Origin of the sequence: Lysinibacillus sp. NPDC095746, from assembly GCF_044763535.1 — a bacterium.
Lineage (GTDB): Bacteria > Bacillota > Bacilli > Bacillales_A > Planococcaceae > Lysinibacillus.
The window spans coordinates 35,511-59,571 of record NZ_JBIWGL010000022.1 but is presented as its reverse complement, the minus strand read 5'-3'; the positions used below and the strand labels follow the sequence as shown (position 1 = coordinate 59,571).

The following is a 24,061-nucleotide window of genomic DNA, read 5'->3' as shown; positions in this document are numbered from 1 at the left end:
CAAATAGGGACTATTCAGACTATTAAGCCTCGTTTGTATATAAAATTTTGTAACGTTTATGGTTGACGACCGTTTTTTCTTCAATTTCAAGAGAATCGAAATTCGCCATGTATGTTAAATCAACGATCACCGAATTTTCATTTACTTTTTCTACTATACCTTGTAAGCCATCTTTAAACTCGATAATATTTCCAACTTCAGCTATTTTCACAGACAGTCAGCTCCTTCATCGACTAATAATATACAGTTTGCATGAAAAAATGGAAAACGTAAAGCTTTTTTTGAATAATTCATAATTTATTACACAAAATATTGAGAAGTGAGGAAAAGAAAAATGGAAAAATACGAAAATATGCTTAAACAATTACAAAATGGGGAATTAAAAAGTATAGAAATAGAAAAGGAACAATTTTATGAGTTTCGAGAAGTACTTGTAAAACATCCTTTATTTAAACATTTTAGAGGTGAAGCCAAACAAAATGGACGCGTAATCTATACTTATCAAGAAGTTGCAAGAAGCTAAATTGTCGAACATTGTCGTAAGTTAATGCTGTAAGAAATGAAATATAAATGTATAATAATGGTATGATTATTTGTGTGTGGAGGGTTGTATGAATGGTCAATCTACTCTTGAAACAAATGGAGCAAACTCGTGAGATGATGATTCGCTCAGGTGTAGAGAACGGATTACAAAATGCAAAAACCATTCAACTGAGTCGCAGATTAGATCAGTTAATGAATACTTATTATAGACAGACAGCATTTGAAGAAGAAGAAGATCAAGAAGATTGAAAGAATGTTCCCGTATTTAGAATATAAACTTTTTAAATAATATGTTTAAAAAGTATTTTTTTGGAGAATACTTATTTTGAACACAGCAACATTCTCATTTCCCCCTTTAGAGCAGTGATACCCCATCACTTGCTCTCTTTTTTTATGTTATTTTATGCGAAATTGATTTAACTTCTTTCGGCGGTTGTCCAGCAAAAGGCATTTAGTACAAGATAGTAAAAGGAGTTTGAATTATCGCACTTATTAGACTACACTAAAAAGATGAAAATAAGTGCTAATGATTGGTTACGTAGAATCGATAGCCTGGATAACAAAGGAGTATGTACATATGGGAAAAAAGAGTATTGCATTTATCGGCACTGGTGTTATGGGTGCTAGTATTGTAAAGCATTTATTAAAAGATGGTCATGAGGTGACAGTTTACACACGCACAAAGGAGAAAACGGAGCCGCTTTTAGCGCTAGGTGCAAAATGGGCAAGTACTCCAGCAGAGGCATTTAAAAATAAGGAAATTGCCTTTACAATGGTTGGATACCCTGCAGATGTAGAGGAAGTTTATTTTGGAGAAAACGGTTTATTTCAAACAGCTGAATCCGGCAATATTGTTATTGATATGACCACTTCCGAGCCAACATTGGCAAAGAAAATTTTTGAGCATGCCCAGAAGCTTGGAGTGGAAGCGCTAGATGCACCTGTTTCTGGAGGAGATATTGGAGCTCAAAATGGGACATTATCAATTATGGTTGGAGGTAGCCAAGCTACATTTAATAAAGTTTTATCAGTCATGAAACATTTTGGTGATAATATTGTTTATCAAGGTGAAGCTGGTGCAGGACAGCATGCTAAAATGTGTAATCAAATAGTTATTGCTTCAGGAATGATAGGTGTGTGTGAGTCACTTGCTTACGGTTTAAAGGCTGGGCTTGATTTACCAACAGTATTGCAATCCATTTCGTCTGGTGCAGCAGGCTCTTGGTCATTAAGTAATTTAGCACCCCGTATGATCAAAGAAGATTACGCACCAGGTTTTTATATAAAGCATTTTGTAAAGGATATGAAAATTGCTTTAGACGAATCTAAAAAAATGGGGATTACATTATCAGGTCTAGCACTTGCTTATGATATGTATGAAAAGCTAGTGGAAGCAGGCTATGGTGAAAGCGGTACACAGGCTCTTTTAAAGGCGTATCAATAAAATACTGACTATAAAGAACGAAGAATTTTAAATTTTAGAAAACCCGAAGTATCATCTTATGAAAGGATGGATCTTCGGGTTTTTCATTTGATAAAGAGGCAGCTCACTAACACACAGAAAATAGTAAACTACGAAACATTACTCTTTATGAAAAAGTTTTGCGTCTAAAGAAAAACTAGATGCTCCTGCAAGTGCGAAGTATAAAGCAATTGCAGCTAAAGCTAAATCAAATTCATATCCAGCTAAGCCGTTTTCACCGATGAAGCCAACACTAAGCTTCGCCGTAAAAATGGCAACAATCATAGTCACTGTCAATAAAGCGCCAAAAAGTCTTGTACCTAAACCTAGAATAATTGCAACGCCACCGACTAGTTCTATAATGGCAACAATATAAGCCATAAAGCCTGGAATACCAATGGCATCAAAATAATCAGCTGTAAAGCCGATACCACCTTGAAATTTTTGATATCCGTGAGCGGCAAAAATAAAGCCAAGCACCACACGTAAAATAGTTGAACCAATATTTTGCATAGTTTAATTAACTCCTTTTGTGTTTTTTTGCTTACGTTTCGTAACTTAGTTTATTTTTAAAAACAACTTTTGTCAAGTAACTTAATTTTATTTTTGAAACTGATTTTCGGAAAAATGATATACTCTTATATATGAACGAAGTACTTAGGAGGCAGGTAAAATTGGATCAAAAAAAAATTTGCCCACGATTTGAAAGGGCGCTAAAAATATTAAATCATAGCTGGAATACCCTGCTTATTTATCAGTTATTAGAAGGTTCTCAACGGTATTCAACCATTAAAAAACAAATGGGTATTAGCAGCCGCGTGTTAACGGAAAGATTAAAAGAACTAGAGATAGAGAACATTGTGAAACGCACTGTTATTCCATCGACACCAGTGGTGATTGAATACGAGCTAACAGAAAAAGGACATGCACTTGCGCCGGTCCTAAAAGCAATTGAAAAATGGTCGTCTACGTGGGTAGATATAGAAAAATAGTAAAAAGGATATCCAAGCGAGGGGGCTTGGATATTTTTTTATTTTGAAGATGTAATCTTTTGTATTTCACAGAGAAGGCTAAGATTCGTTTACTTTAGAGTGTTAGGTAATTAAAAATAATTGTATATTGTAAATAGTGTAAATTTTCTTTAAACAAAAGGTATTTTTTATTACATGAGGGAATTTATTTAATATTATAGAGAATGGGGAGGGGGTTTTTATGAAGCGGAATTCAGTAGTAAATGCACAGCATCGGAGCCAGTTAGCTCTTTATTTATCACTGCCAATTTTATCGTGGGCATTTTATGATTTTGCGAATACAATATTTTCTTCAAATATTAATACTATATTTTTTCCTTTTTATATGGATGAAATTTTAGGGACCAATGAGGTAATGCAGCAGGTGGCAAGCACGTTTATTTCTTATGCGAATGCCATTGCTAGCTTTTTCCTCGTCGTTTTTTCACCACTTTTTGGTGTATGGATAGATAATACGGGCTATAAAAAGAGATTTATCGTGTGGTTTGCGTCTATCTCAATCTTTGCCACCTTTATGATGGGGGTTTTTGCGAATCTACAGACGTCAACAAATTATTCAGGTGTGCCACTTAGTTTATTTTTAGTTGTAGTTAGCTTTATCATCGCAAAATTTTTCTTTAATTCAAGTCTAGTGTTCTATGATTCAATGATGAGTGATTTAGGGACAAAAGAAGAAATGCCCCTTATTTCTGGCTATGGGGTAGCGATTGGATATCTTGGTACAATTCTTGGGTTACTTGTTTATTTGTATGTAGGAAATAGTGGATTCCATCGAGCATTTATTCCAACTGCAATTTTATATTTGTTATTTTCTTTGCCATTATTTTTTATTAATAAGGATACACCAATTTCAAGGTCTCAGCGCAAGCCTATTAAATTTCTAGATGGCTATAAGGAAATTGTTCAAACCTTTAAAGACATGAAGCAATATAAAACTATTTTCACCTTTATGATTGCTTATTTCTTTTTAAATGATGCCATTGCAACAACCATCGCAATGATGGCTGTATATGCAACAACGATTGTTGGCTTTACATCGGGTCAATTTATCGTGCTTTACTTAGTGTCTACGGTTTCAACTATTATAGGCTCTTTTACATTTGGTTATATAACAAAAGCAATAGGAGCCAAACGTGCAATTACCGTGGTGGCGCTATTAATGATTGTCGCTTTAACATTTGCTGTCTTTGCGACAGAGCAATGGATGTTCTGGCTTGCAGGTAGTATGTTTGGCGTATCGCTAGGATCCATGTGGGTAACATCTAGAACATATATTATTGAATTGTCTCCAGAAGACAAACGGGGTCAGTTTTTTGGCTTATTTGCATTTTCGGGTAAAGTATCGTCCATTATTGGGCCGGCAGTCTATGGAACGGTCACATTATGGATGAAAGATTACGGAACGCTAGCAAGTCGTGTTGCATTATCGACATTAATTGTAATGACGATAATTGGCCTATTGATACATCTGAAAGTTAATGGCTCAAAAGTTGGGGATGGCATTTGAAAAAACGTATGCACGCCTAGTTAAGCGCCCTGTTGGAGTGGAAATCAACCCAATGTTATGAAAGCAACCCATGTTCACAATAAAATTGGAAAAAGCAAGTAGGAGAAATGTATTGCCTATGATACAATTGAATTATAATTTAAATTAAATTGTAGTTGAGGAGAAAGGAGCGGGGTTGCTTTGGAACATAAAGGTATATTGTTAGAAAGTGGCACTAATGAGCTAGAAATTGTTGAATTTGAAGTAGCGAACAATAAATTTGGTATTAACGTTATTAAAGTAAAGGAAATCATTCAACCGATTCCAGTAACATTTATTCCACACGCGCACCCGCATGTAGAAGGGATAATTCAATTACGAGGTGAGGTTTTACCAGTAGTTGATATGCTCCGAGTATTAGGGATTCAAAAGGCAGAGCGTAGTCCTCAGCAAAAATATATTGTAGCTGAGTTTAATAAACAGCGCGTAGTATTCCATGTAGATAATGTAACGCAGATCCACCGTATTTCATGGGATCAAATCGAGAAACCTTCTGATATGTATCAAGGAGGAACATCACAAGTAATTGGTGTTATTAAGCAAAATGAACAGATGATTTTATTACTAGATTTCGAAAGAATTATGGTGGATATAAATCCGGATTCTGGTATTAGTGTAGAATCCGTTAAAAAGCTCGGTAAACGTGAGCGTTCTGAAAAACGAATTTTAATTGCTGAAGATTCACCGCTACTACGTAAGCTCTTATTCGATACTATGAATGAGGCAGGTTATGCGAATATTGAATTCTTTGAAAATGGACGTGATGCTTATGAATATCTCGAAACTATCGTCAAAGGTGGTAACGAAGTAGCCGAGCATATTCAATTAGTTGTGACAGACATTGAAATGCCACAAATGGATGGGCATCATTTAACACGTAAAATAAAAGAGCATCCAGACCTCCAAAAGCTTCCAGTTATTATTTTCTCAAGCTTAATTACGGATGATCTTCGTCATAAAGGTGACCAAGTAGGTGCAGAGGATCAAATTAGTAAGCCTGAAATTGCGGAGCTTATTTTACGTATAGATCAACTTATCTTATAAAAATAAGTTTTTCTCAGGGTTTAACAATAAAGATTAAGGTACTTCACAATAATAATAATGGGTATCCTGAAAGTATATTCATAATTTTAAGAAGTCGGATGCCTTTTAGGCTCCGGCTTTTTTGTATAGATAAATGATGCTAGGAACAAAATAATAAAGGCTAACTTGTCTATAAAACTTTGACGTGAGTATCCTGACACTGGCAAGCAAAGAGCCCACAGGTTTGTATCTATAGACCGAAGAGGCTAAAAATGAATGTATGCGTTAAGGAAGTGATTATTTGAATGATTTAAAAACGGCTATCATCGATATTGGCTCTAACACTATCCGATTAGTATTGTATCAATACGATAAAGAAGAGGGGCTTCGTGAGATTGGAAATATTAAAACAGTTGCACGTTTACGTACATATTTACAGCCCTCTGGTGAAATGTCTGAAGAAGGTATACAAGTATTAACAGAAACATTATTGACTTATAAAGCAATGCTCGATGATTTTGAGGTGACTGATGTTAAAGCTGCTGCAACAGCTGCAATACGTCAGGCAACAAATAGAGCAAAAATTATTACCATCATGAAAGAACGAACAGGCATTCAAATAGAGCTATTATCTGAAGAGGAAGAGGCCTATTATGGCTTTGTTGCTGTAGCGCATTCAATAGGCACGAAGTCTGCTGTAACGATTGATATTGGTGGTGGTAGTACAGAAATAACGCTTTTTGAAAATAAAGAACTACAGAAATCTTATAGTTTTCCTTTTGGTACAGTTTCTTTAAAGCAACGTTTTGTAAAGGGCGACATTATGAATGGTAGTGAAAAAAAGGAACTCATTGCATTTGTGAAAGAACAGTTCAAATCACTTCCATGGATTCAGGATATCGGTTTACCGATTATCGCCATTGGTGGAAGCGCTCGAAATGTTGCTCAAATTCATCAGCAAAAACATGCATATCCAATAGCAAGTGTACATGGCTACGAAATGACTAAGGAAAATTTAGTTGAGCTCAGTATGTTTTTAGGTAGTTTAAGTTTTAATGAATTGAAGCAGTTAGATGGGCTTTCGGCAGATCGTGCGGACATTATCGCTCTTGCACTAGAGGTTTTCAATGTGTTAATGGAGGTTGTCGGCAGTAAGCTGTTCCAAATAACAAAGAAAGGTTTGCGAGAAGGACTCATTATACAGCGTATTTTGCAAACAGATAAAAGTGCGTTTGATAAATACAATGTGTTTGAGGGAAACGCTAAAAGATTGGCTCGTCAGTATGGTCGAACTGAAGCAGAAGTGGACTATTTGACGCGATTAACGGATCAATTGTACCGTGAATGCTGTCGCTTCGGTTATTTACAACATAATCCAAAAGATTTGCAATTATTGGCGAAAGCGGCGAAGGTTTTTAATATAGGGGAGTATATTGAGTTAAGTTCGGCGAGTCAGCATACCTTTTATTTAATTGCGAACCAATCGATCGATGGGCTAAATCATAAAGAGCGTGTGAAATTAGCGCTTTTAGCCTCGTATAAAAATAAAGATTATTTTCAGCTATTCGCAGCTCCTTTTACAGAATGGATGAGTCGTGAGGAGTATCGTAAAATACGAGACTTTGGCGCACTTTTAAAATTTGTCTATGCGTTAAATGTATCTAAAAGAAAGATAGTACGTTCCATTAAGATGCAAACAAAAGAGGATTATGTTCAGCTTAACATCTATGTGAAACATAATGCGGCTGCTGAAAAATATCAAGCAAATCGACATAAAAAACATCTAGAACGCGCACTAAAAATACCTATAAAAATAAACTTTATTGAAGAAGGGTTGAACAATTATGACAACTGAAGTTACGAATAATGAGTTAGGTGAAGGAAATTTAACAGAAGCACAAGGTCGTTTACTAGAGGAAATCGCTAAGCCGCAATACTATAATAATCGTGAATTAAGCTGGTTAGCCTTCAACGAACGAGTTTTAGAGGAAGCAGAGGATAGCAACAATCCTCTGTTAGAACGGTTGAAATTTTTGGCGATATTTAGCTCGAATCTAGACGAATTTTTTATGGTGCGTGTTGCGGGTCTACAGGATCAGGTACGTGCAGGTTTCCATAAGCCTGAAAATAAGTCAGGCTTAACACCAAAAGAACAATTAGCAAAAATTGCAGAACGAACTCAGGCATTAGTGCGCCGACAAACTGAAGTATATAGACATTTAATATATGATTTATTACCACAACATAATGTACATATTGCAGACATGAAAGACTTAAATAACACACAGAAAGCATTCGTCAATGAAATGTTTGCAGAAACCATCTTCCCTGTTTTAACACCCGTAGCTGTAGATGCTTATCGTCCCTTCCCGACTTTACTTGGTAAAACTTTAAACTTACTTGTTCTATTAGAGCAAAATGAAGCCGACTCAGAAAATCGTGAAAAGATAGCGATCGTACAAGTTCCATCCGTCTTAGATCGTTATATTAAAGTACCATCAGCAGATGGAGAGACAGTTATTGTCTTATTAGAAGACGTGATTGTAGCGCATATCGAGAAGCTCTTTTATGGTTACAGTGTCAAATCTGCACAGGCTTTCCGTTTGACACGAAATGCCGATTTAACGATTCATGAGGAAGGAGCAAGAGATTTACTTGTAGAAATTGAAAAAGAGTTGAAAAAACGTAAATGGGGTGTAGGAAGCCGTCTAGAAGTTCGTGAGGGAGAGATGAGCGAGGAAGTTCTTACATACTTACTAGAAGAATTTGAAATTGAAGAAACAGATGTTTTTCATATCAATGGACCACTAGATTTAACATTTATGTTCTCGTTTGTAAAAGGCATATCGGTTGGTCGGGAACATTTAGAATATGAAAGCTTTATTCCACAGCCACCATTAGATTTGCAATCGGATGAAAATATTTTTGAAAAAGCTCTGCAACAAGATATATTTTTCCATCACCCATATGAGTCATTTGCGCCAATTGTAGATTTTATCTCAGAAGCGGCCGTTAATCCGAACGTTTTAGCGATTAAACAAACATTGTATCGTGTTAGTGGGAACTCACCTATTATACAAGCATTAAAGTTCGCTGCGGAAAATGGTAAACAGGTAACAGTGTTAGTTGAATTGAAGGCACGTTTTGATGAAGAAAATAATGTGCATTGGGCAAAGCAACTTGAGCAAGCTGGCTGCCTGGTCATTTACGGTATGAATAACTTAAAAACACACTCGAAAATAACGCTTGTTGTAAGTCGTCGAAACGGAAAAATTGAACGTTTTGTACATCTTGGGACAGGAAATTATAATGATGCAACTGCAAAAATTTATACAGATATGGGTATAATAACAACAGATAAGGAATTTGGCATTGATGCTACTAACTTCTTTAATTATTTAAGCGGTTATACAGAAAAGCCAACTTTTAATCATTTAGTCGTGGCGCCATTTGATATTCGAGATGAATTTATCCGATTAATGGATGAAGAAATTGCTTGTCATAAAAAGCATGGGAATGGTTTTATTCGAGCTAAAATGAATTCACTAACGGACAAAGATTTAATGATGAAGCTGTATGAGGCGTCTATTGCAGGTGTGAAAGTAGAGCTTATCATTCGTGGTATTTGTTGCATTCGACCAGGCATCCCTGGAATTAGTGAAAACATAACAGTAACGAGTATTGTTGGTCGTTTCCTTGAGCATTCTCGTATTTATTGGTTCCATCATAATGGGGAAAATAAAGTATACTTATCTTCTGCGGATATGATGACTCGTAATATGATTAAACGCGTGGAAATTTTATTCCCTGTATATGCAAGCGAAGCAAAAGCTCGTATCATTAACATCATGAATACACAACTTGAGGATACAGCAAAAGCTCGGATTCAAGACTCCAATGGGAAATATCATTATAAAGAGTTTGACCGTGGTGAAGATCCAATTAATAGTCAGGAAATTTTCCTAAAGGATGCACTAAAACCTACGCTAGACGAAGAATAAAGCAAACACGCTACTTAGTGAGGGATATAATGAAAAAATATAAAGAGAGTGTAGCGCAATTTGCAGACTATCATCAATTCATACAGCTCAACCCATTTGATGCAATCGTATGTTTGAAAAAAGTTGATACAAAAGCGTTTGAAGTCGTAAATTTTAACGAAAAGCTACCGTCATTTATTAAGCTACAAGATGTGAAAGCCACCAACGCAGAACAATTTTTTACGGAGCAATGTTGGCTACAATTATCAAAAATATTACAACAAGAATTTAATAAAGACCAAAGTCTAAAGGAACGTACGGAGCACACAGTAAAAACATTTGTTGTTCGTGTACAGCCCTTAGAAAAATCAGTGATAGCCGTTATTCTACGGGAGAAACAGAATGAGGTAGAACCGTATTTGCAATTTGTGGAACAGCATGTAAGTCCGGTATTAACAACTGATTTACAAGGTCGCATTATTCACCAAAACGTTGTTGCCACTTCTCTATTGTCAAAAGAACATCAAAGCTTGATAGGGCAAAATATTTTTTCATTATTAGAGAGTAAGTATATCAACGAATTTAAATTATTATTTGCAAAAACTATTGAGGGCTCAGCATTTGGTATGCCCCAATGTATGTTTAAAGGTCAATTGCTAAGTAAAGAACCATTTTATTTAAGAACGCATCCAACGTACTTTAATGGTGAAATTTTAGGAGTGCACTTATTTGTGAAAGAGGCCACTTCATTTATGAATGATCATGAGGCCTTTTATTACCTAGCATTAATGGATGAATTAACGGGTATTTGGAATCGCAAGGCTTTTAAGGAACATTGGCTTCAGCATTTAAATGGTAAAAAGCATAATAAGCAAGCGGCTATTATTTTAGTGGATATTGATCGCTTTAAAAAGTTTAATGAATCCCTTGGTGAAAGTAAGGGTGATGAACTGATGCGAATGTTTAGCCATAGACTTCGTGAGCTTTGTTATTCCAAATGCTCGCTTTATCGTTATAATAGCGATGAATTTATTTTTGTGTTAAAAGATGCAACCGTCAACAAAATTGAACTTACGGCTAATGCTATTTTAGACACATTAAAGCAACCATTTATGATTGATGGGCAGGAATACTTTATTAGCGTGTCAATTGGTATTTCACTCAGTCCAGCAGATGGCAAGGATTTAGAAACACTTGTACGTAAAGCAGATAAAGCATTGTTTTCTGTAAAAGAGCATGGACGTTCACATTACCGTTACTATCGTGAAGATATGACAACTATTTTTCCAAATGAAGCGCTAATGGAGGCCCATTTACGCCGTGCTATCGAATTTAATGAGCTAAGTATCCATTTACAGCCACAAATGGATTTAATGAATAACAGCATCAATAGTTTTGAGGCATTATTACGATGGAATAATCGAAAATTTGGCTTTGTGTCTCCTGCACAGTTTATCCCTATTGCGGAGGCATCCGGCTTAATAATTGAAATCGGTGATTGGATTATTGACGAGGTATGTCGCTATCAAAAAGAGTGGCAGATGAAGGGCTATCGACCAGTGCGAATTGCCATCAATATTTCACCAAAGCAATTTAGGAAAGAGAACTTTGCTCGGAAAATTAAAACGGCCTTGAAAAAGTATAATGTGCCACCTGAATTATTAGAGGTGGAAATTACCGAAAGCTCCATGACAAATGTTCATGAAACATTTTCAATTTTAACTGAATTGAAGCAATTAGGTGTTTATGTTTCGGTTGATGATTTTGGGACAGGCTATTCATCTTTAAGCTATTTAAAGCGTTATCCGATAGATATCATAAAAATTGATCAATCATTTATAGCTGATATTACGAAAGATGATAAAAATGAGGCAATTATTAAGGCCATTATTTCAATGTCTCATAACTTGGGATTAGAGGTCATTGCTGAAGGGATCGAGGAGCCATCACAGGTTGATTTCCTAAAACGTCATTGTTGCCAAAAAGGCCAAGGCTTTTTATATAACAAGCCATTACCTGTAGAAACGATTGTTAATAAATATTTTGTCAGCTAATGTCAACAAGTCAAGTAGCACTTCATCGTGAATTGGATGAAGTGCTACTTTTTTAGCGTTTGACCTTGCCGTTCAACCCGAGCAAAAAAGGGTCAACCCTGATCAAATCTCCTAGCTATCCGATCGAATAGTGGCTTTACCCGAGCAGTTTTTTTGGCAACTTGAACGAACAGAGCTACAGTCGGATTAGAAAATGACTTCATCCGAGTGCAATAAGCATCCGCATTAGCAAACACTATTAGCTATTTATTTTCTACTTTCAATCCATCTAACACAATAGCTGTAAATTGCACCATTTCTGCTGATAAATCGAAGTCTTCATTATGGATTAACCAATCATAAACATTGGCACGCATACAACGCTGAATAATTGCTTGAATTTGACTAACTTCTAAATCTTGCCGAAACTCGCCAAGTTGAATACCTTCTTCGATATACGTGTTCATAATTTGGAAAATCATTCTTTGTGGATTAATTAAATAATGATCTTGTTCCACTTGATTCGTCATCGCAGCAGTATACACTGTTCGTAATAAATCTTTGCCAACAACATTTGTTAAATACTTCATTTGTTCTTTATACAGCAATAAAATTTTTTCACTTGGCGGCAATGTACGATCAATATTTTTTTCCACAGAGCCATAAAAACTATCTAGCTCTTTAAACTTTTCTAAAATAACATCGTACTTGGATGGAAAATGTGTGTAAAATGTACCTTTTGATACATTACATGCTTTAGTAATTTGCTCAACAGATACATGCTCGAATCCATGTTTATTAAATAAATCTAATGAGACTTTGAGTAATTTTTCACGTGTTTCTAATGCCTTTAATTGTCGACTAGTTAATGAATTCATCTTTCGATTCTACCTCCATTTTTAAGGCTCATCACCAAATGTTGTGGATGACAGTTGTTAAAGACTGGCAACTCCTTAACATATTTTCAATGAAAATATTCTGAAAATATAAATTTTTTAATTGACGAGATGGATTTATTTTGATTATGATTTAATTGACCGCGGTCAATGACTGTGGTCAATCAATAAATCTCGTTATTAATGTTACGATAAAAGTGTAGAGTTTGGCTAGTGTTCATTGAATTTTCAAGTTAGGGGGAGGTCAACAATGACGGAGAAATTAGGTTTTATCGGCTTAGGCAATATGGGGTTACCGATGTCAGTCAATTTATTAAAGGCTGGCTATAAGGTATATGGCTTTGATACGAATTCACAAGCAGTGGGGCAATTTAAAAAAGAAGGTGGAGTTGGGCTTCCAACAGCAAAGGAGGTTGCTGAGCAAAGTGATATTATTATGACGAGCTTGCCGACACCACAAGTAGTGGAACAAGTATATAAAGCTGAACAGGGTATAATGCACCATGCTAAGAAAGGAAGTTTATTAATAGACTTTAGTACGGTAAATCCCGAATTGAATGATTCCTTACATAAGGAAGCACAATCATTAGGATTACGTTATCTTGGGGCACCTGTTAGTGGGGGTGTTATAGGGGCTATTCATGCAACACTTACGATAATGGTTGGTGGTGAAGAAGAAAATTATCAAGCTGGCTCTGGAATATTCCGAATAGTAGGAAAAAACATTTTCCATTTAGGTACATCCCCAAGTGTAGGTACACGTATTAAATTACTCAATAATTTAATGATTGGATTCTATACAGAAGCAGTCGCTGAAACAATCGTGCTTGGTGAAAAGATGGGTATTCATGCAGATACGCTGTATGAAGTATTAAGTAATAGTTATGGTCAAAGCCGTATTTATGAACGTAATTATTTAGAATACATGAAAAATGACAACTATCAGCCAGGCTTTTCTACAAATCTATTATTAAAAGATTTGAAGCTAGCGCAAGATATGGCAGAAGAAGCAGGGGTACCACTTCGAATTGGAGAAAAATTAGTGGATCTTTATCGTGATATTTCTCAGCAGGGCTATGGAGAACATGATATGTCTGCAACTTATTTAAGTTTAAAAGAACAATGTAAAATTGAACAAATTTAAAGGGGGACTAGAAGTATGACGACAGCACAAGAGGTTAAAACTTTAACGCACTTTATTGGTGGAGAACTAGTAGAAGGGAAAAGCGGACGCTTCGGTTCAGTATTTAATCCAACGACGGGTGAGGTCATTGCCAAGGTGCCACTTGCTACGGTAGAAGAAACTCGAGAGGCAATCGATAAGGCACAGGCAGCATTTCCACAATGGAGAGATACGTCAGTAGCTAAACGTGCCGACATTGTATTAAAGTTCCGTAATCTTATAACTGACAATATGGAGGAGCTTTTACAAATTATTTGTACAGAAAGCGGTAAAACAATCGAGGATGCGAAAGGTGAAATTACACGCGGAATAGAGTCTGTTGACTTAGCTATCAATGCACCTCATTTCATGAAGGGAGAGTACTCCGTTAATGTTGGTGGTGACATTAATGCCTACTCTGCAAAATATCCATTAGGGGTTGTAGCAGCTATTTCGCCATTTAACTTCCCAATCATGGTGCCTTTAGCGCAAACAAGTATGGCAATTGCTGTCGGTAATGCAGTTATTTTAAAAGCTTCCGAACGTGTTCCTATGACTGCACTATTTGTTAGCGAGCTTTGGAAAAAGGCTGGGTTACCAGATGGTATTTGGACGGTAGTAAATGGAGATAAAGATGCAGTAAATGAACTATTAGAAAACCCGGGTGTGGAAGCAATTTCATTTGTAGGGTCGACACCAGTTGCCAAATATATTTATGAAACGGGCTCGAAATACGGTAAACGTGTCACAGCACTTGGTGGAGGAAAAAACAATATGGTTGTTATGCCTGATGCAGATCTGGAACAGGTAGCAAATGCGTTTATTGGAGCAGCTTATGGAGCAGCCTCTCAACGTTGTATGGCTATTTCTACGATTATGCCTGTTGGAAAGGATACTGCAGATCGTCTTGTTGCAATATTAAAGGAGAAAATTGCTAATTTGAAGGTAGGCTCCTATACAAATCCTGAAACAGACTTTGGCCCTGTCATTTCACAGCAATCAAAGGAAGCGATTATTGCTGCGATCAATCGAGGAGAGTCTGAAGGGGCAACAGTTGTCTGTGATGGTCGTGAACTTGATATTGTCAAAGATTCAAAAGGATTCTTTGTAGGGCCAACATTGTTAGATAACGTAAAACCAGGTATGGAAATTTATGAACAAGAAATATTTGGTCCAGCGCGAAATGTTGTACGTGTTGATTCGCTGGACGAAGCAATCCAACTTATTAATAAGCATGAGCTTGGAAATGGGGTAACCATTTTTACGAATGACGGTTTAGCAGCTCGTAAATTTACAACAGAAATCGATGTTGGAATGGTGGGTGTGAATGTACCAATTCCAATCCCGGTAGGCTACCATAACTTTGCTGGATTTAAAGGCTCCCGTTTTGGAGAGGGGCATATGTTTGGTCCAGATCAAGCACGCTTCTTCACAAAAACAAAAACAATATCAGAGCGTTGGATGACAGGGCATGCTTCGACAGCATCTACATTTGCATTCCCAAGTAATAACGACTAATACCAAATGAAGAGCTGTATTCACGTGCAGCTCTTTTTTTCTAAAAGAATAAGAGGGGGATGGGATGTTAGAATACATTGGACTTTTTGGTAGTTTAGCGTTACTTGTGTATTTAACGATGAGAGGCGTAAATTTACTGATTTCAGCACCATTGACTGCATTGCTAGCGGCCATAACGAATGGTCTAGCATTTTTTCCACAAACAGCAGATGAGAATCAAGCGAACTTCTTAACAAGTTATATGGATGGGTTCACTGGATTCGTCGGCTCATGGTATTTAATGTTTATGGCAGGAGCCATTTTCGGAAAGGTAATGGAAGATACGGGAGCAGCGGATAGTGTTTCTAAATGGATTGTAGAAAAAATTGGAGTGAAATATGCAGCCTATGCAGTAGTACTTGCCGCAGCTGTACTAACGTATGGTGGTGTCTCGGTGTTTATCGTAGCCTTTTCCGTATATCCAATGGCTATTAGTTTATTCAAGGAAGCTAATTTTCCACGGCGCTTTATTCCTGCTGCATTAGGGTTAGGCTCTGTAACGTTTACGATGACCTCAGCAGGTTCACCAGAAATTCAAAACTGGATTCCTATTCGATACCTTCATACAACGCCATATGCTGGATGGGAAGTAAGTATAGTTGTTGCAATTTTTATGGCAATTGGTGGATCAGTGTGGCTAAATTGGATGATTAAACGTGCAGTAAAAAGCGGAGAAGTATTTATTGAACGATCTAATGATCCAGTAGTTGATGAATCTCGTAACCTTCCGAGTCCAATTCTAAGTCTTGTGCCTCTATTAGTAGTTTTAGGTATTTCCTTTGTGTTCCATGATTCTCTTGGAACTTCAGCTTTAATTGTAGCATTAACGGGTGGATGTATAACGGCTTATTTAGTGAGCTATAAATATTCAAAATCTGTCGGAGCAACACTAGCAGCTGGTGCTATGGGTGCCGTTGTAGCGATTGCTAATACAGCAGCAGTGGTTGGTTTTGGTGGTGTAGTAAAAGCTACTCCTTCATTTTTGGCAACAGTTGACGTCATGACAAATATTCCTGGAAGTCCATTAATTGGTGGTGCATTAGCCATTGCTGTAATAGCAGGATTAACAGGTTCGGCTTCGGGCGGACAAACAATTGCCATGCCTTTACTTGCTCCGCACTATACTGATATGGGAGTAGATACGGAGGCATTACATCGTACAATTGCTATTGCATCGGGATCTCTCGATTCATTACCTCATGGTGGTTATGTAGTCACAACTATCAATTCTGTATGTAATGAAAAGCATAAAGATGCTTATATGCCTTTTGGTGCCTTAACCGTCATTATACCTATAATAGGTACAATTCTGGCTATTATATTATTCTCACTAGGAATGTAGGGGGGCTAAGCGTGAAGGGAAAAACAGTTTTTATTACAGGAGCAGCCCGTGGTATCGGGTTATCCATGGCACTAGCGTTTGCTGAGCAGGGAGCGAATGTCGTGATAACAGATATTCATGAACAGCTTTTAGCGGAGGCAATTAATCACTATCCGCAATTAACAGCATACACATGTGATGTTACGAATGAACAGGCAATATGTGATGCGATTGACTTTACTGTTAAAAAGTTTAAGACAATCGATATTTTAATTAACAACGCTGGGTTTCAGCATGTTTCTCTTATAGAGGACTTCGCGACAGAAATCTTCGAATCCATGCAAAAAGTGATGCTTGTTGCACCTTTTATAGCCATGAAATATGTCTTACCACATATGAAGAAAAATAAGTTTGGACGCATTATTAATATGGCATCCATTAATGGCGTTATTGGGTTTGCAGGTAAAGCAGGCTACAATGCTGCCAAACATGGGCTAGTTGGTTTAACGAAAGTGGCGGCACTAGAGGTTGCAACTGAAGGGATAACCGTGAATGCGATTTGTCCAGGGTATGTCGAAACAGAATTAGTACGTAATCAGTTTACGGATTTGGCAAAAACAAGGGGAATTCAAGTAGAAGAAGTGCTTGAGCAGGTGCTTTATCCACTCGTTCCTCAAAAACGTTTACTAGATGTATCGGAAGTTACGGGGCTAGCACTTTATTTGGCAAGTGATATCGCGAAGGGTATAACAGGTCAAGCAATACTTTTGGATGGCGGTTATACAGCACAATAGCTTAGGGGGATTAGATATGATTCAAACAAAAACAATCTATACGGTTCATTCGCCAGGAACGATCGTTTATGGACGCGATTCTTTTGAAGAAGTAGGCGATTATGCAAAAAAATTGGGGACTAAGGCTCTTATCATTAGTGATCCAATAATGGATAGTTTAGGCTTTGTTCATCAATGTAGTGCTTTGTTAAGAGCTAGTGGTTTAGAAGCGATTTCATATTTAGGCGTAACAACGGAACCAGTAGATACGTATGTAGCGGAGGGGCTTCATAAATTACAATCCGAGGGCTGCGATATTATTATTTCCGTCGGTGGTGGGAGCTGTATCGATACAGGAAAAGCAATCGCAGTAGTTGCAACGAATGGTGGCTACATTGGTGATTATATGAAAATGGCAAAAATAGCTGAGCAAGCACCAATCCCACATATTGCGATACCAACAACGGCTGGTACTGGTTCGGAAGCCACGGATGCAACAGTTATTACGAATACGAAAAATGACGTGAAGATGATGATAAAGCAACCTGCATTTATGCCAACCATCGCCATTGTAGATCCGATTTTAACGGTTACCTCTCCACCCGCTATCACAGCAGCGACTGGTATCGATGCATTAAGTCATGCTATTGAAAGTTATTTATCTCGTTTAGCACATCCTTATTCGAATGTACTGGCACTATCGGCCATGGAGTTAATCGTTAATAATATTTTAAAAGTTTATGAGCAAGGTAACGATATTGAAGCGAGGGAAGCGATGTCGCTAGGCTCAATGCAAGCAGGTCTTTCGTTTTCAAATGCCTCTGTTGCTTTAGTACATGGCATGTCTCGTCCAATTGGAGCGTTATTCCATGTGCCCCACGGTATTTCAAATGCCATGCTTTTACCAGCAGTATTAGAATTTTCAAAGGATGCTTGTGTCGATCGACTAGCGGATTTAGGTAAATTTTTTAATAGAGATAATGAGCATTTATCTCAAGAGGAGCTTGCCGATTTAGCCATTGTTTCGATAAAGGGAATGTGCAAGAAGATGGATATAGGGAATTTAAAACAGTGGGGAATTGAAGAACAAGCCTTTTACGCTGCTATTCCAAAAATGACAGCTGATGCAATTGCTAGCGGTAGCCCTGGAAATAATCCTAAGGTTCCGACACAGGAAGAGCTAATAGAGCTTTATAAAATAGCCTTTCATTATGAGTTTTAGAATTTCGAACAGAAACTGTCTAAAATAGGGTTACAAATCATATTTAATTTGTAACTCTTTTTTTATTGATTATGTTAAAAAATTTGAACAGAGTGAGGGGGAATGGAGGCTAGAAAATCGCCTTTTCTAACCACAGATAGCTTACTAGAATGTCCCCATGAGCCATATTCAAACCCTATTAACATTTATAATTCTTTCACTGAGGATCAAGAGAGCATTTGGTCAATGTTAAAGAATATCAAAAAAATGGTGTCAGAGATAGCACCACTAACGTTTTTGGAAAGTTAATATTGTAAAGGAAGCCACTAGAGCAAGTAATCAAGAAGCGAAAAAAGCGCGTCAGTAAAATACGCTCACAACTTAAGAATCTCTGCTAACAGGACTGCCCCAATTGTTTTACAGAAATAATATGACATATACGAGAAAATATAGTAATATTTATATGAATCACCATTCATTTTTTAAGGGGGAAATCGTATGTTACAGGGGAAAACAATTATTATAACGGGTGGATCAAATGGTATGGGGCTTTATATGGCAAAGAAATTTGTGGCTGAAGGGGCAAATGTTGTCATTACAGGTCGTAACGAGGAGCGATTAGCAGAGGCGAAAGCCTTTATATTAGAGGCCGGAAAAACGATTGAAACGTTCCAAATGGATGTTCGAGTACCTGAGCATGCAGAGGCAATGCTAGCATTTGCTGTTGAAAAGTTTGGACAAGTTGATGGGCTTGTGAATAATGCAGCTGGTAATTTTATAGTGCATGCAGAGGATTTATCACCAAATGGTTGGAAGACTGTTATTGATATTGTTTTAAATGGGACATTCTTTTGTTCTTCGGCAGTCGGTAAGTACTGGATTCAAAATAATATGAAGGGATCTATTCTTAATATGGTTGCAACATACGCATGGAACGCAGGTGCTGGTGTTATTCATTCAGCAGCAGCTAAAGCAGGTGTATTGTCATTAACTCGAACATTAGCTGTTGAATGGGGGAAACAATATGGCATTCGAGTAAATGCAATTGCTCCTGGTCCAATTGAGCGTACAGGTGGTGCGGAAAGGCTATGGGAATCAGAGGCTGCAGCTGCTCGTACGTTAGACTCTGTTCCATTAGGCCGGATAGGTACTCCTGAAGAAATTGCAGATTTAGCTACATTTATAATGTCTAATAAAGCAAGCTATATGAACGGTGAATGTGTGACACTTGATGGCGGGCAATGGCTTAATCAGTATCCATTCTAACTTGTTTAGCATTTTTTTCTGTAGCGGAAGCGAAGTGACAGCTGTTATTTTGTAGAGGCTAATTGATAACAAAAACTTTGCATAATGGAGAGCCGGGTTGACGCATACTAAGGGTAAAGAAAGGAGTTTTGCCGAATGGGTATGTGGTTAATACCGGCTCTTATTGCCATTACGATTATTTCTGCCATTTCACTTGTGTCGACGCTGAAAATTGCTAAAATGACGTCTAAACGGAAATCAGAAAACGATACACCGATTTCTGAAACCGTTGAAGAGTATGCGACGATGCTCAACCCAGTTGTTTGGGTATACATCATTTTTTTACTCTTTTTAGGAATAATGATTTTTTATTACTGGAGTAAGGCTGGATATTAAGTAAATAATATCTTCATTCAGTTTATATTCATAAATAAGGCTGAATGAAGATATATCTCCATCGCCCTCAAATACCCTCGTATATATGCACTTTCGATACTTAGTTTTGTTCAAAATGCTAAAATAATTCGTTGCTTTATCAAAACTCTTCTCGACCTTGTCGTGGTCATAAAAGGAATAGTTATGATATGATAAAAGGGAAGCATCCTGTTCTGCAAAGCGAGGACAGAAAAGGAGAAGAAGTTCATGATTTCAACTAACAGCAAAGACTTATTAGCAATGCCAATTAGTGATTTTATTATTTCATCTGAAAAGGTTGCGCATGTACAAAGTGGAAATAGTGCGGAACATGCACTCTTAGTACTTACACGTACAGGGTATTCATCGATACCTGTTTTAGATTTGAAATATCGACTTCAAGGTTTACTAAGTATGAAAATGATTACTGAATCCATTCTTGGACTAGAACATATTGAATATGAAAAGCTACCCGATATTAAAGTGGATACAATCATGGAGAAGGATATCGCTGTATTAAAGTTGACGGATACTTTTCAGCGAGCGCTCGACTTAGTTATTAATCACGCCTTTTTATGTGTTGTGGACGAAGAAGGAACATTTGCGGGAATTTTAACGAGACGTGTTATATTAAAGCAATTGAAAAAATATATTTATCAAAAAGAGTAGTAGTTTAAGAGGGGACTCAGATGAAAATCATGAGGCCCTCTTTGCTTGTATCGGAGGTTTACTGATTGATGGCAACGGAGGCTGAAATTTTAAAAGTACTAGCAGAGGAACGTAATATGCGTAAAGCAGCAGAACGGTTATTTTTATCTCAACCAGCACTTTCACAACGGTTGCAGACTATTGAAAAGGACTGGGGTGCGCAGTTATTTATTCGTTCGCAAAAAGGACTTACGGCGACACCTGCTGGAGAGCTTATTATTGCCTATGCAACTGAAATGCTCAGCAAAAAAGAAGAGATATTTGAAACAATCCAATCGCTAACGACGAAAGTAAACGGGACATTGAAAATCGCCTGTGCATCGATTGTCGGCCAAAACTGGCTTCCGATAATATTAAAGGATTTTGTATCGAAATATCCTGATGCAAAAATCTCTCTTATGACTGGCTGGAGCTCTGAAATAGTAAAAGCGCTTTATGAAGGTGAGGCTCATATAGGGATTGTGCGTGGGCAGGTTGATTGGAAGGGGGAAAAAATTCACCTATTTCGTGACACCCTTTATTTAGTAGATCAAGAGCTAAAAACTATAGAAGATGTCTTGACGACAGACCGACCTTTTATACAATATAAAAGTGATTCCAATTACTATCAGGAAATACAACAATGGTGGCAACAGCATTTCGCTTCAAATCCACGAAAACAAATTTTAGTTGATCAGATTGAAATTTGTAAGCAAATGGCATTGAACGGCATTGGTTATGCTATTTTACCTTCCATTACGTTAAATGATCATGATGGTATTAATAAAATAGCGTTAACGAATAACGAAAAAGAATTTGGTATAACGCGTGATACTTGGTTAATTGGCTATGAATCTTCATTTGAATTACGGCAAGTAGAGGCTTTTGTAGAAGTAGTGCAAGACCATGCGCGATGTTTGTTTGATTATACGAAAAAAAAATAATATATCAAGGCAGTCTCAAGCGATTCACTTGGGGCTGCTTTTTTGTGCACCCGGTATGTGCAACGACCACTACAGGTTTGGCGGTAGAAACTGTTAGTGAAGATGCGTGATTATCATACGCGTACGGAGATTTTAGTGGTGTTATTAGAAATGTGTGAGGATATTGCGAAAAGAGCGCGTTTAGGTGGTTATGTAGGAAGTACGATATCACTTGGTTTGTCTTATAGTCACGCTGCGATGACAAAAAGCTTTCATCAATCAAAAACAATTGTAGAACCCACAAAGAAACAATGAAAATTTATGCTGTGTGTATGGAATTACTTGATATTCATTTTGTGGGTGAACCAGCCCGGCAGCTTTCTGTACATATCTCAAATTAAGAACTTGTGTGTAGTATTCAGCTTGACCTCTTTGATACTCGGAAATAACAACGACAAATACTCGGACATACGATGGATTCCATTCGGGAGCTTTTTAGGGCAACTTCTTTACTTCGAGAGGTCTCTTTTACAGAAAGTGAATCCGCCATTCAACGTAATTTACTTGTCGGTGGACATATTGGTTAAGGGAATGACAACTATGATTAAAGATCGAGGTACTATAAATTGGACTACGATGAAAAATGCTTCGTGATTGGAAGAAGGAAGAAGGTTGTTTCTTGCCTAAAGAAAAGACCAGGTGGGAGCTAGAGGAGCTGCAACAAACGATTCAACAAGCTGCACGTACAAAAAATGCTCTACATCTCACATTATGGCAAAATACGTCTTGGCATAATGAAACAGAAATTATTACAGCAATAGATACGGCAAAACGTGAACTGCTATTTGAAACAAAACAACAATAAAACGAATCCCACTCTCTTCCATCTATGGTTGCAAAGCTAATGGATGAGTACGATGATTAATCGTAAGGATCGTTATTATGTTAATGAATTTATAGTAAGTAAATACAAACTAGAATTTTATACATGTTGTAGCTGGTAATTTAACCGAAAAACGCTGTGAGATCAACGATGTATAAAATTTTGCATATACAATACATAGTGATTCAACCGAAAAGGTAGTCACGACAAGGGTTTGGACCTGGTTGTGACTGCCTGATTCTGATGTTATGTAAAGTCAAAGTGTATGGAAATGTATAAGGTTCACTCGCGAATGGATAATATTGATATTATATATTACTCAAGTTATTTACTTATGAATTTACAAATTTATGTTATTGTGGTTAATATAAGTGTTACAACCAAATTTAAACTCTATTGGTAGAACTTCGATTAAAAAATTATGTTAAAGGTAATTAGATACATTTGGGAAAATTGCTGAAAATTGGGCTAGTCAAGTGGTTAGGAGGTTTTATGGGAATTAGATGCTTTTATATTATCTTATTGACAATATTTCTCATGGGATGCAGTGAAAATGAAGATAAATTAGATTCTGTATCATTTTCTTCTAATGAATGTGAACAAAACTGGGGTATTTGTACAGTTTATGACAAAGGAAAGTATAAGAATTCAGGAGATTCTACTGTTAAAATTGCAATTTTGGATAGTGGTATAAATAGTAATCTAGCAATTTTGAAGGGGAAAATTAAAGAAACTTATAATGCAATAAATAAGGATTCAGAGACTTTAGACGAATTGGGACATGGCACTATGATAGCTTCTATTATTGCAGCTGAAGAAAACCCACATAACGTTATTGGAGTTAACCCTAATGCTGAGTTATATGACGTACAAGTATTGAATAGTAAAGGAGGGGGGCAAATTGAGGACGTAATAGACGGAATACACTGGAGTATAGACAGAAAAGTAGATATCATAAATTTAAGTTTTGGATTTGAAAAAGACAATCCAAAGTTAAAGGAAGCAATTAGTTTAGCACTATCAAATGATATTCTGGTTGTTGCATCAGCTGGCAATACACTTGGCTTGTATACACATTATCCTGCAACGTATAAAGGTGTTTATTCTATATCTGCAATTGATAAAGATTTAAAAAGATATAAATTAGCAGCTAAAGGGAAGATTGATTATGTCGCCCCAGGTGTAGAGATTCCTGTATATAATCAAAAAGGAGAAACTATCATTCAAAGTGGTACGTCATTAGCTACTGCTTATGCAACAGGTGTTATATCTATATTAATGTCTAAAGAAGACTCTAATGTAGACTTGGGATTGACTTCTAAATCACTTGGGAAAAAGGATGATTTTGGATTAGGTTTATTATTAATTAAATAATTAGGAG

The 24,061-nt window shown here is 36.8% G+C and carries 24 protein-coding genes; 21 read left to right on the top strand and 3 right to left on the bottom strand.

Annotated features, from left to right (window positions below; all coding sequences use genetic code 11):
* Positions 1–22: 22 nt before the first annotated feature.
* On the bottom strand, positions 23–211 hold the full coding sequence (locus ACIQ7N_RS16580; protein ID WP_132357801.1) for a YkvS family protein: 189 nt from the start codon (positions 209–211) through the stop codon (positions 23–25).
* 123 nt (positions 212–334) lie between these two features.
* Between ACIQ7N_RS16580 and ACIQ7N_RS16575 the strand changes: the two genes are divergently transcribed.
* The 3 genes from ACIQ7N_RS16575 to ACIQ7N_RS16565 all read left to right on the top strand — a co-directional run bounded on the left by ACIQ7N_RS16575 (position 335) and on the right by ACIQ7N_RS16565 (position 1,987).
* Complete coding sequence (locus tag ACIQ7N_RS16575; protein WP_100544207.1) at positions 335–523, top strand: hypothetical protein; 189 nt, start codon at positions 335–337, stop codon at positions 521–523.
* Between the two features lie 92 nt (positions 524–615).
* Complete coding sequence (locus tag ACIQ7N_RS16570; RefSeq protein ID WP_132357797.1) at positions 616–792, top strand: aspartyl-phosphate phosphatase Spo0E family protein; 177 nt, start codon at positions 616–618, stop codon at positions 790–792.
* 328 nt (positions 793–1,120) lie between these two features.
* Complete coding sequence (locus ACIQ7N_RS16565; protein WP_402934030.1) at positions 1,121–1,987, top strand: NAD(P)-dependent oxidoreductase; 867 nt, start codon at positions 1,121–1,123, stop codon at positions 1,985–1,987.
* Positions 1,988–2,125: 138 nt separating this feature from the next.
* On the opposite strand, the gene ACIQ7N_RS16560 is transcribed toward ACIQ7N_RS16565, so the two are convergent.
* A complete protein-coding gene (locus tag ACIQ7N_RS16560; protein ID WP_132357793.1) occupies positions 2,126–2,518 on the bottom strand; it encodes a DoxX family protein in 393 nt (130 codons plus the stop codon).
* Positions 2,519–2,679: 161 nt separating this feature from the next.
* Here ACIQ7N_RS16560 and ACIQ7N_RS16555 point away from each other — a divergent pair, with 161 nt between their 5' ends.
* The 6 genes from ACIQ7N_RS16555 (at position 2,680) to ACIQ7N_RS16530 (ending at position 11,639) form a co-directional block, all read left to right on the top strand.
* Positions 2,680–2,997, top strand: coding sequence for a winged helix-turn-helix transcriptional regulator (locus tag ACIQ7N_RS16555; protein ID WP_132357791.1), 318 nt, complete (start codon positions 2,680–2,682; stop codon positions 2,995–2,997).
* 220 nt (positions 2,998–3,217) lie between these two features.
* A complete protein-coding gene (locus tag ACIQ7N_RS16550) occupies positions 3,218–4,543 on the top strand; it encodes an MFS transporter (RefSeq protein WP_402934026.1) in 1,326 nt (441 codons plus the stop codon).
* A 180-nt stretch (positions 4,544–4,723) separates the two neighbouring features.
* Positions 4,724–5,626: a chemotaxis protein gene (locus ACIQ7N_RS16545; protein ID WP_402934023.1), complete on the top strand. Its 903-nt coding sequence runs from the start codon at positions 4,724–4,726 to the stop codon at positions 5,624–5,626.
* A gap of 280 nt (positions 5,627–5,906) precedes the next feature.
* Complete coding sequence (locus ACIQ7N_RS16540) at positions 5,907–7,460, top strand: Ppx/GppA phosphatase family protein (RefSeq protein WP_402934021.1); 1,554 nt, start codon at positions 5,907–5,909, stop codon at positions 7,458–7,460.
* Complete coding sequence (locus ACIQ7N_RS16535; RefSeq protein ID WP_402934018.1) at positions 7,450–9,606, top strand: RNA degradosome polyphosphate kinase; 2,157 nt, start codon at positions 7,450–7,452, stop codon at positions 9,604–9,606. Before ACIQ7N_RS16540 ends, ACIQ7N_RS16535 begins: the two co-directional genes overlap by 11 nt.
* Positions 9,607–9,635: 29 nt before the next feature.
* Complete coding sequence (locus ACIQ7N_RS16530) at positions 9,636–11,639, top strand: putative bifunctional diguanylate cyclase/phosphodiesterase (protein WP_402934015.1); 2,004 nt, start codon at positions 9,636–9,638, stop codon at positions 11,637–11,639.
* Between the two features lie 242 nt (positions 11,640–11,881).
* On the opposite strand, the gene ACIQ7N_RS16525 is transcribed toward ACIQ7N_RS16530, so the two are convergent.
* Positions 11,882–12,496 carry a TetR/AcrR family transcriptional regulator gene (locus ACIQ7N_RS16525; protein ID WP_402934013.1) on the bottom strand — a complete coding sequence of 205 codons (615 nt, stop codon included), beginning with the start codon at positions 12,494–12,496 and terminating at the stop codon, positions 11,882–11,884.
* A gap of 238 nt (positions 12,497–12,734) precedes the next feature.
* On the opposite strand from ACIQ7N_RS16525, the gene ACIQ7N_RS16520 reads away from it, so the two are divergent.
* The 12 genes from ACIQ7N_RS16520 to ACIQ7N_RS16465 all read left to right on the top strand — a co-directional run bounded on the left by ACIQ7N_RS16520 (position 12,735) and on the right by ACIQ7N_RS16465 (position 24,054).
* Complete coding sequence (locus ACIQ7N_RS16520) at positions 12,735–13,658, top strand: NAD(P)-dependent oxidoreductase (protein ID WP_402934010.1); 924 nt, start codon at positions 12,735–12,737, stop codon at positions 13,656–13,658.
* Between the two features lie 15 nt (positions 13,659–13,673).
* Positions 13,674–15,194, top strand: coding sequence for a CoA-acylating methylmalonate-semialdehyde dehydrogenase (locus ACIQ7N_RS16515; RefSeq protein ID WP_402934007.1), 1,521 nt, complete (start codon positions 13,674–13,676; stop codon positions 15,192–15,194).
* 64 nt (positions 15,195–15,258) lie between these two features.
* On the top strand, positions 15,259–16,575 hold the full coding sequence (locus tag ACIQ7N_RS16510) for a GntP family permease (RefSeq protein WP_402934004.1): 1,317 nt from the start codon (positions 15,259–15,261) through the stop codon (positions 16,573–16,575).
* 11 nt (positions 16,576–16,586) lie between these two features.
* Complete coding sequence (locus ACIQ7N_RS16505; RefSeq protein WP_402934001.1) at positions 16,587–17,348, top strand: 3-hydroxybutyrate dehydrogenase; 762 nt, start codon at positions 16,587–16,589, stop codon at positions 17,346–17,348.
* A gap of 16 nt (positions 17,349–17,364) precedes the next feature.
* Entirely contained in the window at positions 17,365–18,549 is a 1,185-nt protein-coding gene (locus tag ACIQ7N_RS16500; RefSeq protein ID WP_402933998.1) for an iron-containing alcohol dehydrogenase, read from the top strand.
* Positions 18,550–19,026: 477 nt separating this feature from the next.
* Positions 19,027–19,794 (top strand): 2,4-dienoyl-CoA reductase, encoded by a 768-nt coding sequence (gene fadH / locus ACIQ7N_RS16495; protein ID WP_402933995.1) that lies wholly within the window; start codon positions 19,027–19,029, stop codon positions 19,792–19,794.
* A gap of 135 nt (positions 19,795–19,929) precedes the next feature.
* On the top strand, positions 19,930–20,169 hold the full coding sequence (locus ACIQ7N_RS16490) for a short-chain dehydrogenase (protein WP_132357765.1): 240 nt from the start codon (positions 19,930–19,932) through the stop codon (positions 20,167–20,169).
* A gap of 246 nt (positions 20,170–20,415) precedes the next feature.
* Positions 20,416–20,856, top strand: coding sequence for a cyclic-di-AMP-binding protein CbpB (gene cbpB / locus ACIQ7N_RS16485; protein ID WP_100543286.1), 441 nt, complete (start codon positions 20,416–20,418; stop codon positions 20,854–20,856).
* A 68-nt stretch (positions 20,857–20,924) separates the two neighbouring features.
* Positions 20,925–21,818: a transcriptional regulator CcpC gene (locus ACIQ7N_RS16480; protein WP_132357897.1), complete on the top strand. Its 894-nt coding sequence runs from the start codon at positions 20,925–20,927 to the stop codon at positions 21,816–21,818.
* A 102-nt stretch (positions 21,819–21,920) separates the two neighbouring features.
* The gene (locus ACIQ7N_RS16475) at positions 21,921–22,112 is read left to right on the top strand and encodes a DinB/UmuC family translesion DNA polymerase (RefSeq protein WP_323653085.1); all 192 of its coding nucleotides are present in this window, start codon (positions 21,921–21,923) and stop codon (positions 22,110–22,112) included.
* Between the two features lie 328 nt (positions 22,113–22,440).
* Entirely contained in the window at positions 22,441–22,662 is a 222-nt protein-coding gene (locus tag ACIQ7N_RS16470) for a YolD-like family protein (RefSeq protein ID WP_402933992.1), read from the top strand.
* A 510-nt stretch (positions 22,663–23,172) separates the two neighbouring features.
* Positions 23,173–24,054 (top strand): S8 family serine peptidase, encoded by an 882-nt coding sequence (locus tag ACIQ7N_RS16465; RefSeq protein ID WP_402933990.1) that lies wholly within the window; start codon positions 23,173–23,175, stop codon positions 24,052–24,054.
* The last annotated feature ends 7 nt before the right edge of the window (positions 24,055–24,061 follow it).

Bases quoted from the DNA above. Each gene is read 5' to 3' on its own strand.
- ACIQ7N_RS16575 (WP_100544207.1), top strand. From the start codon at position 335: ATGGAAAAATACGAAAATATGCTTAAACAATTACAAAATGGGGAATTA.
- ACIQ7N_RS16570 (WP_132357797.1), top strand. From the start codon at position 616: ATGGTCAATCTACTCTTGAAACAAATGGAGCAAACTCGTGAGATGATG.
- ACIQ7N_RS16565 (WP_402934030.1), top strand. From the start codon at position 1,121: ATGGGAAAAAAGAGTATTGCATTTATCGGCACTGGTGTTATGGGTGCT.
- ACIQ7N_RS16560 (WP_132357793.1), bottom strand. From the start codon at position 2,518: ATGCAAAATATTGGTTCAACTATTTTACGTGTGGTGCTTGGCTTTATT.
- ACIQ7N_RS16550 (WP_402934026.1), top strand. From the start codon at position 3,218: ATGAAGCGGAATTCAGTAGTAAATGCACAGCATCGGAGCCAGTTAGCT.
- ACIQ7N_RS16535 (WP_402934018.1), top strand. From the start codon at position 7,450: ATGACAACTGAAGTTACGAATAATGAGTTAGGTGAAGGAAATTTAACA.
- ACIQ7N_RS16530 (WP_402934015.1), top strand. From the start codon at position 9,636: ATGAAAAAATATAAAGAGAGTGTAGCGCAATTTGCAGACTATCATCAA.
- ACIQ7N_RS16525 (WP_402934013.1), bottom strand. From the start codon at position 12,496: ATGAATTCATTAACTAGTCGACAATTAAAGGCATTAGAAACACGTGAA.
- ACIQ7N_RS16515 (WP_402934007.1), top strand. From the start codon at position 13,674: ATGACGACAGCACAAGAGGTTAAAACTTTAACGCACTTTATTGGTGGA.
- ACIQ7N_RS16510 (WP_402934004.1), top strand. From the start codon at position 15,259: ATGTTAGAATACATTGGACTTTTTGGTAGTTTAGCGTTACTTGTGTAT.
- ACIQ7N_RS16500 (WP_402933998.1), top strand. From the start codon at position 17,365: ATGATTCAAACAAAAACAATCTATACGGTTCATTCGCCAGGAACGATC.
- fadH (WP_402933995.1), top strand. From the start codon at position 19,027: ATGTTACAGGGGAAAACAATTATTATAACGGGTGGATCAAATGGTATG.
- ACIQ7N_RS16490 (WP_132357765.1), top strand. From the start codon at position 19,930: ATGGGTATGTGGTTAATACCGGCTCTTATTGCCATTACGATTATTTCT.
- cbpB (WP_100543286.1), top strand. From the start codon at position 20,416: ATGATTTCAACTAACAGCAAAGACTTATTAGCAATGCCAATTAGTGAT.
- ACIQ7N_RS16480 (WP_132357897.1), top strand. From the start codon at position 20,925: ATGGCAACGGAGGCTGAAATTTTAAAAGTACTAGCAGAGGAACGTAAT.
- ACIQ7N_RS16475 (WP_323653085.1), top strand. From the start codon at position 21,921: ATGCGTGATTATCATACGCGTACGGAGATTTTAGTGGTGTTATTAGAA.
- ACIQ7N_RS16470 (WP_402933992.1), top strand. From the start codon at position 22,441: ATGCTTCGTGATTGGAAGAAGGAAGAAGGTTGTTTCTTGCCTAAAGAA.
- ACIQ7N_RS16465 (WP_402933990.1), top strand. From the start codon at position 23,173: ATGGGAATTAGATGCTTTTATATTATCTTATTGACAATATTTCTCATG.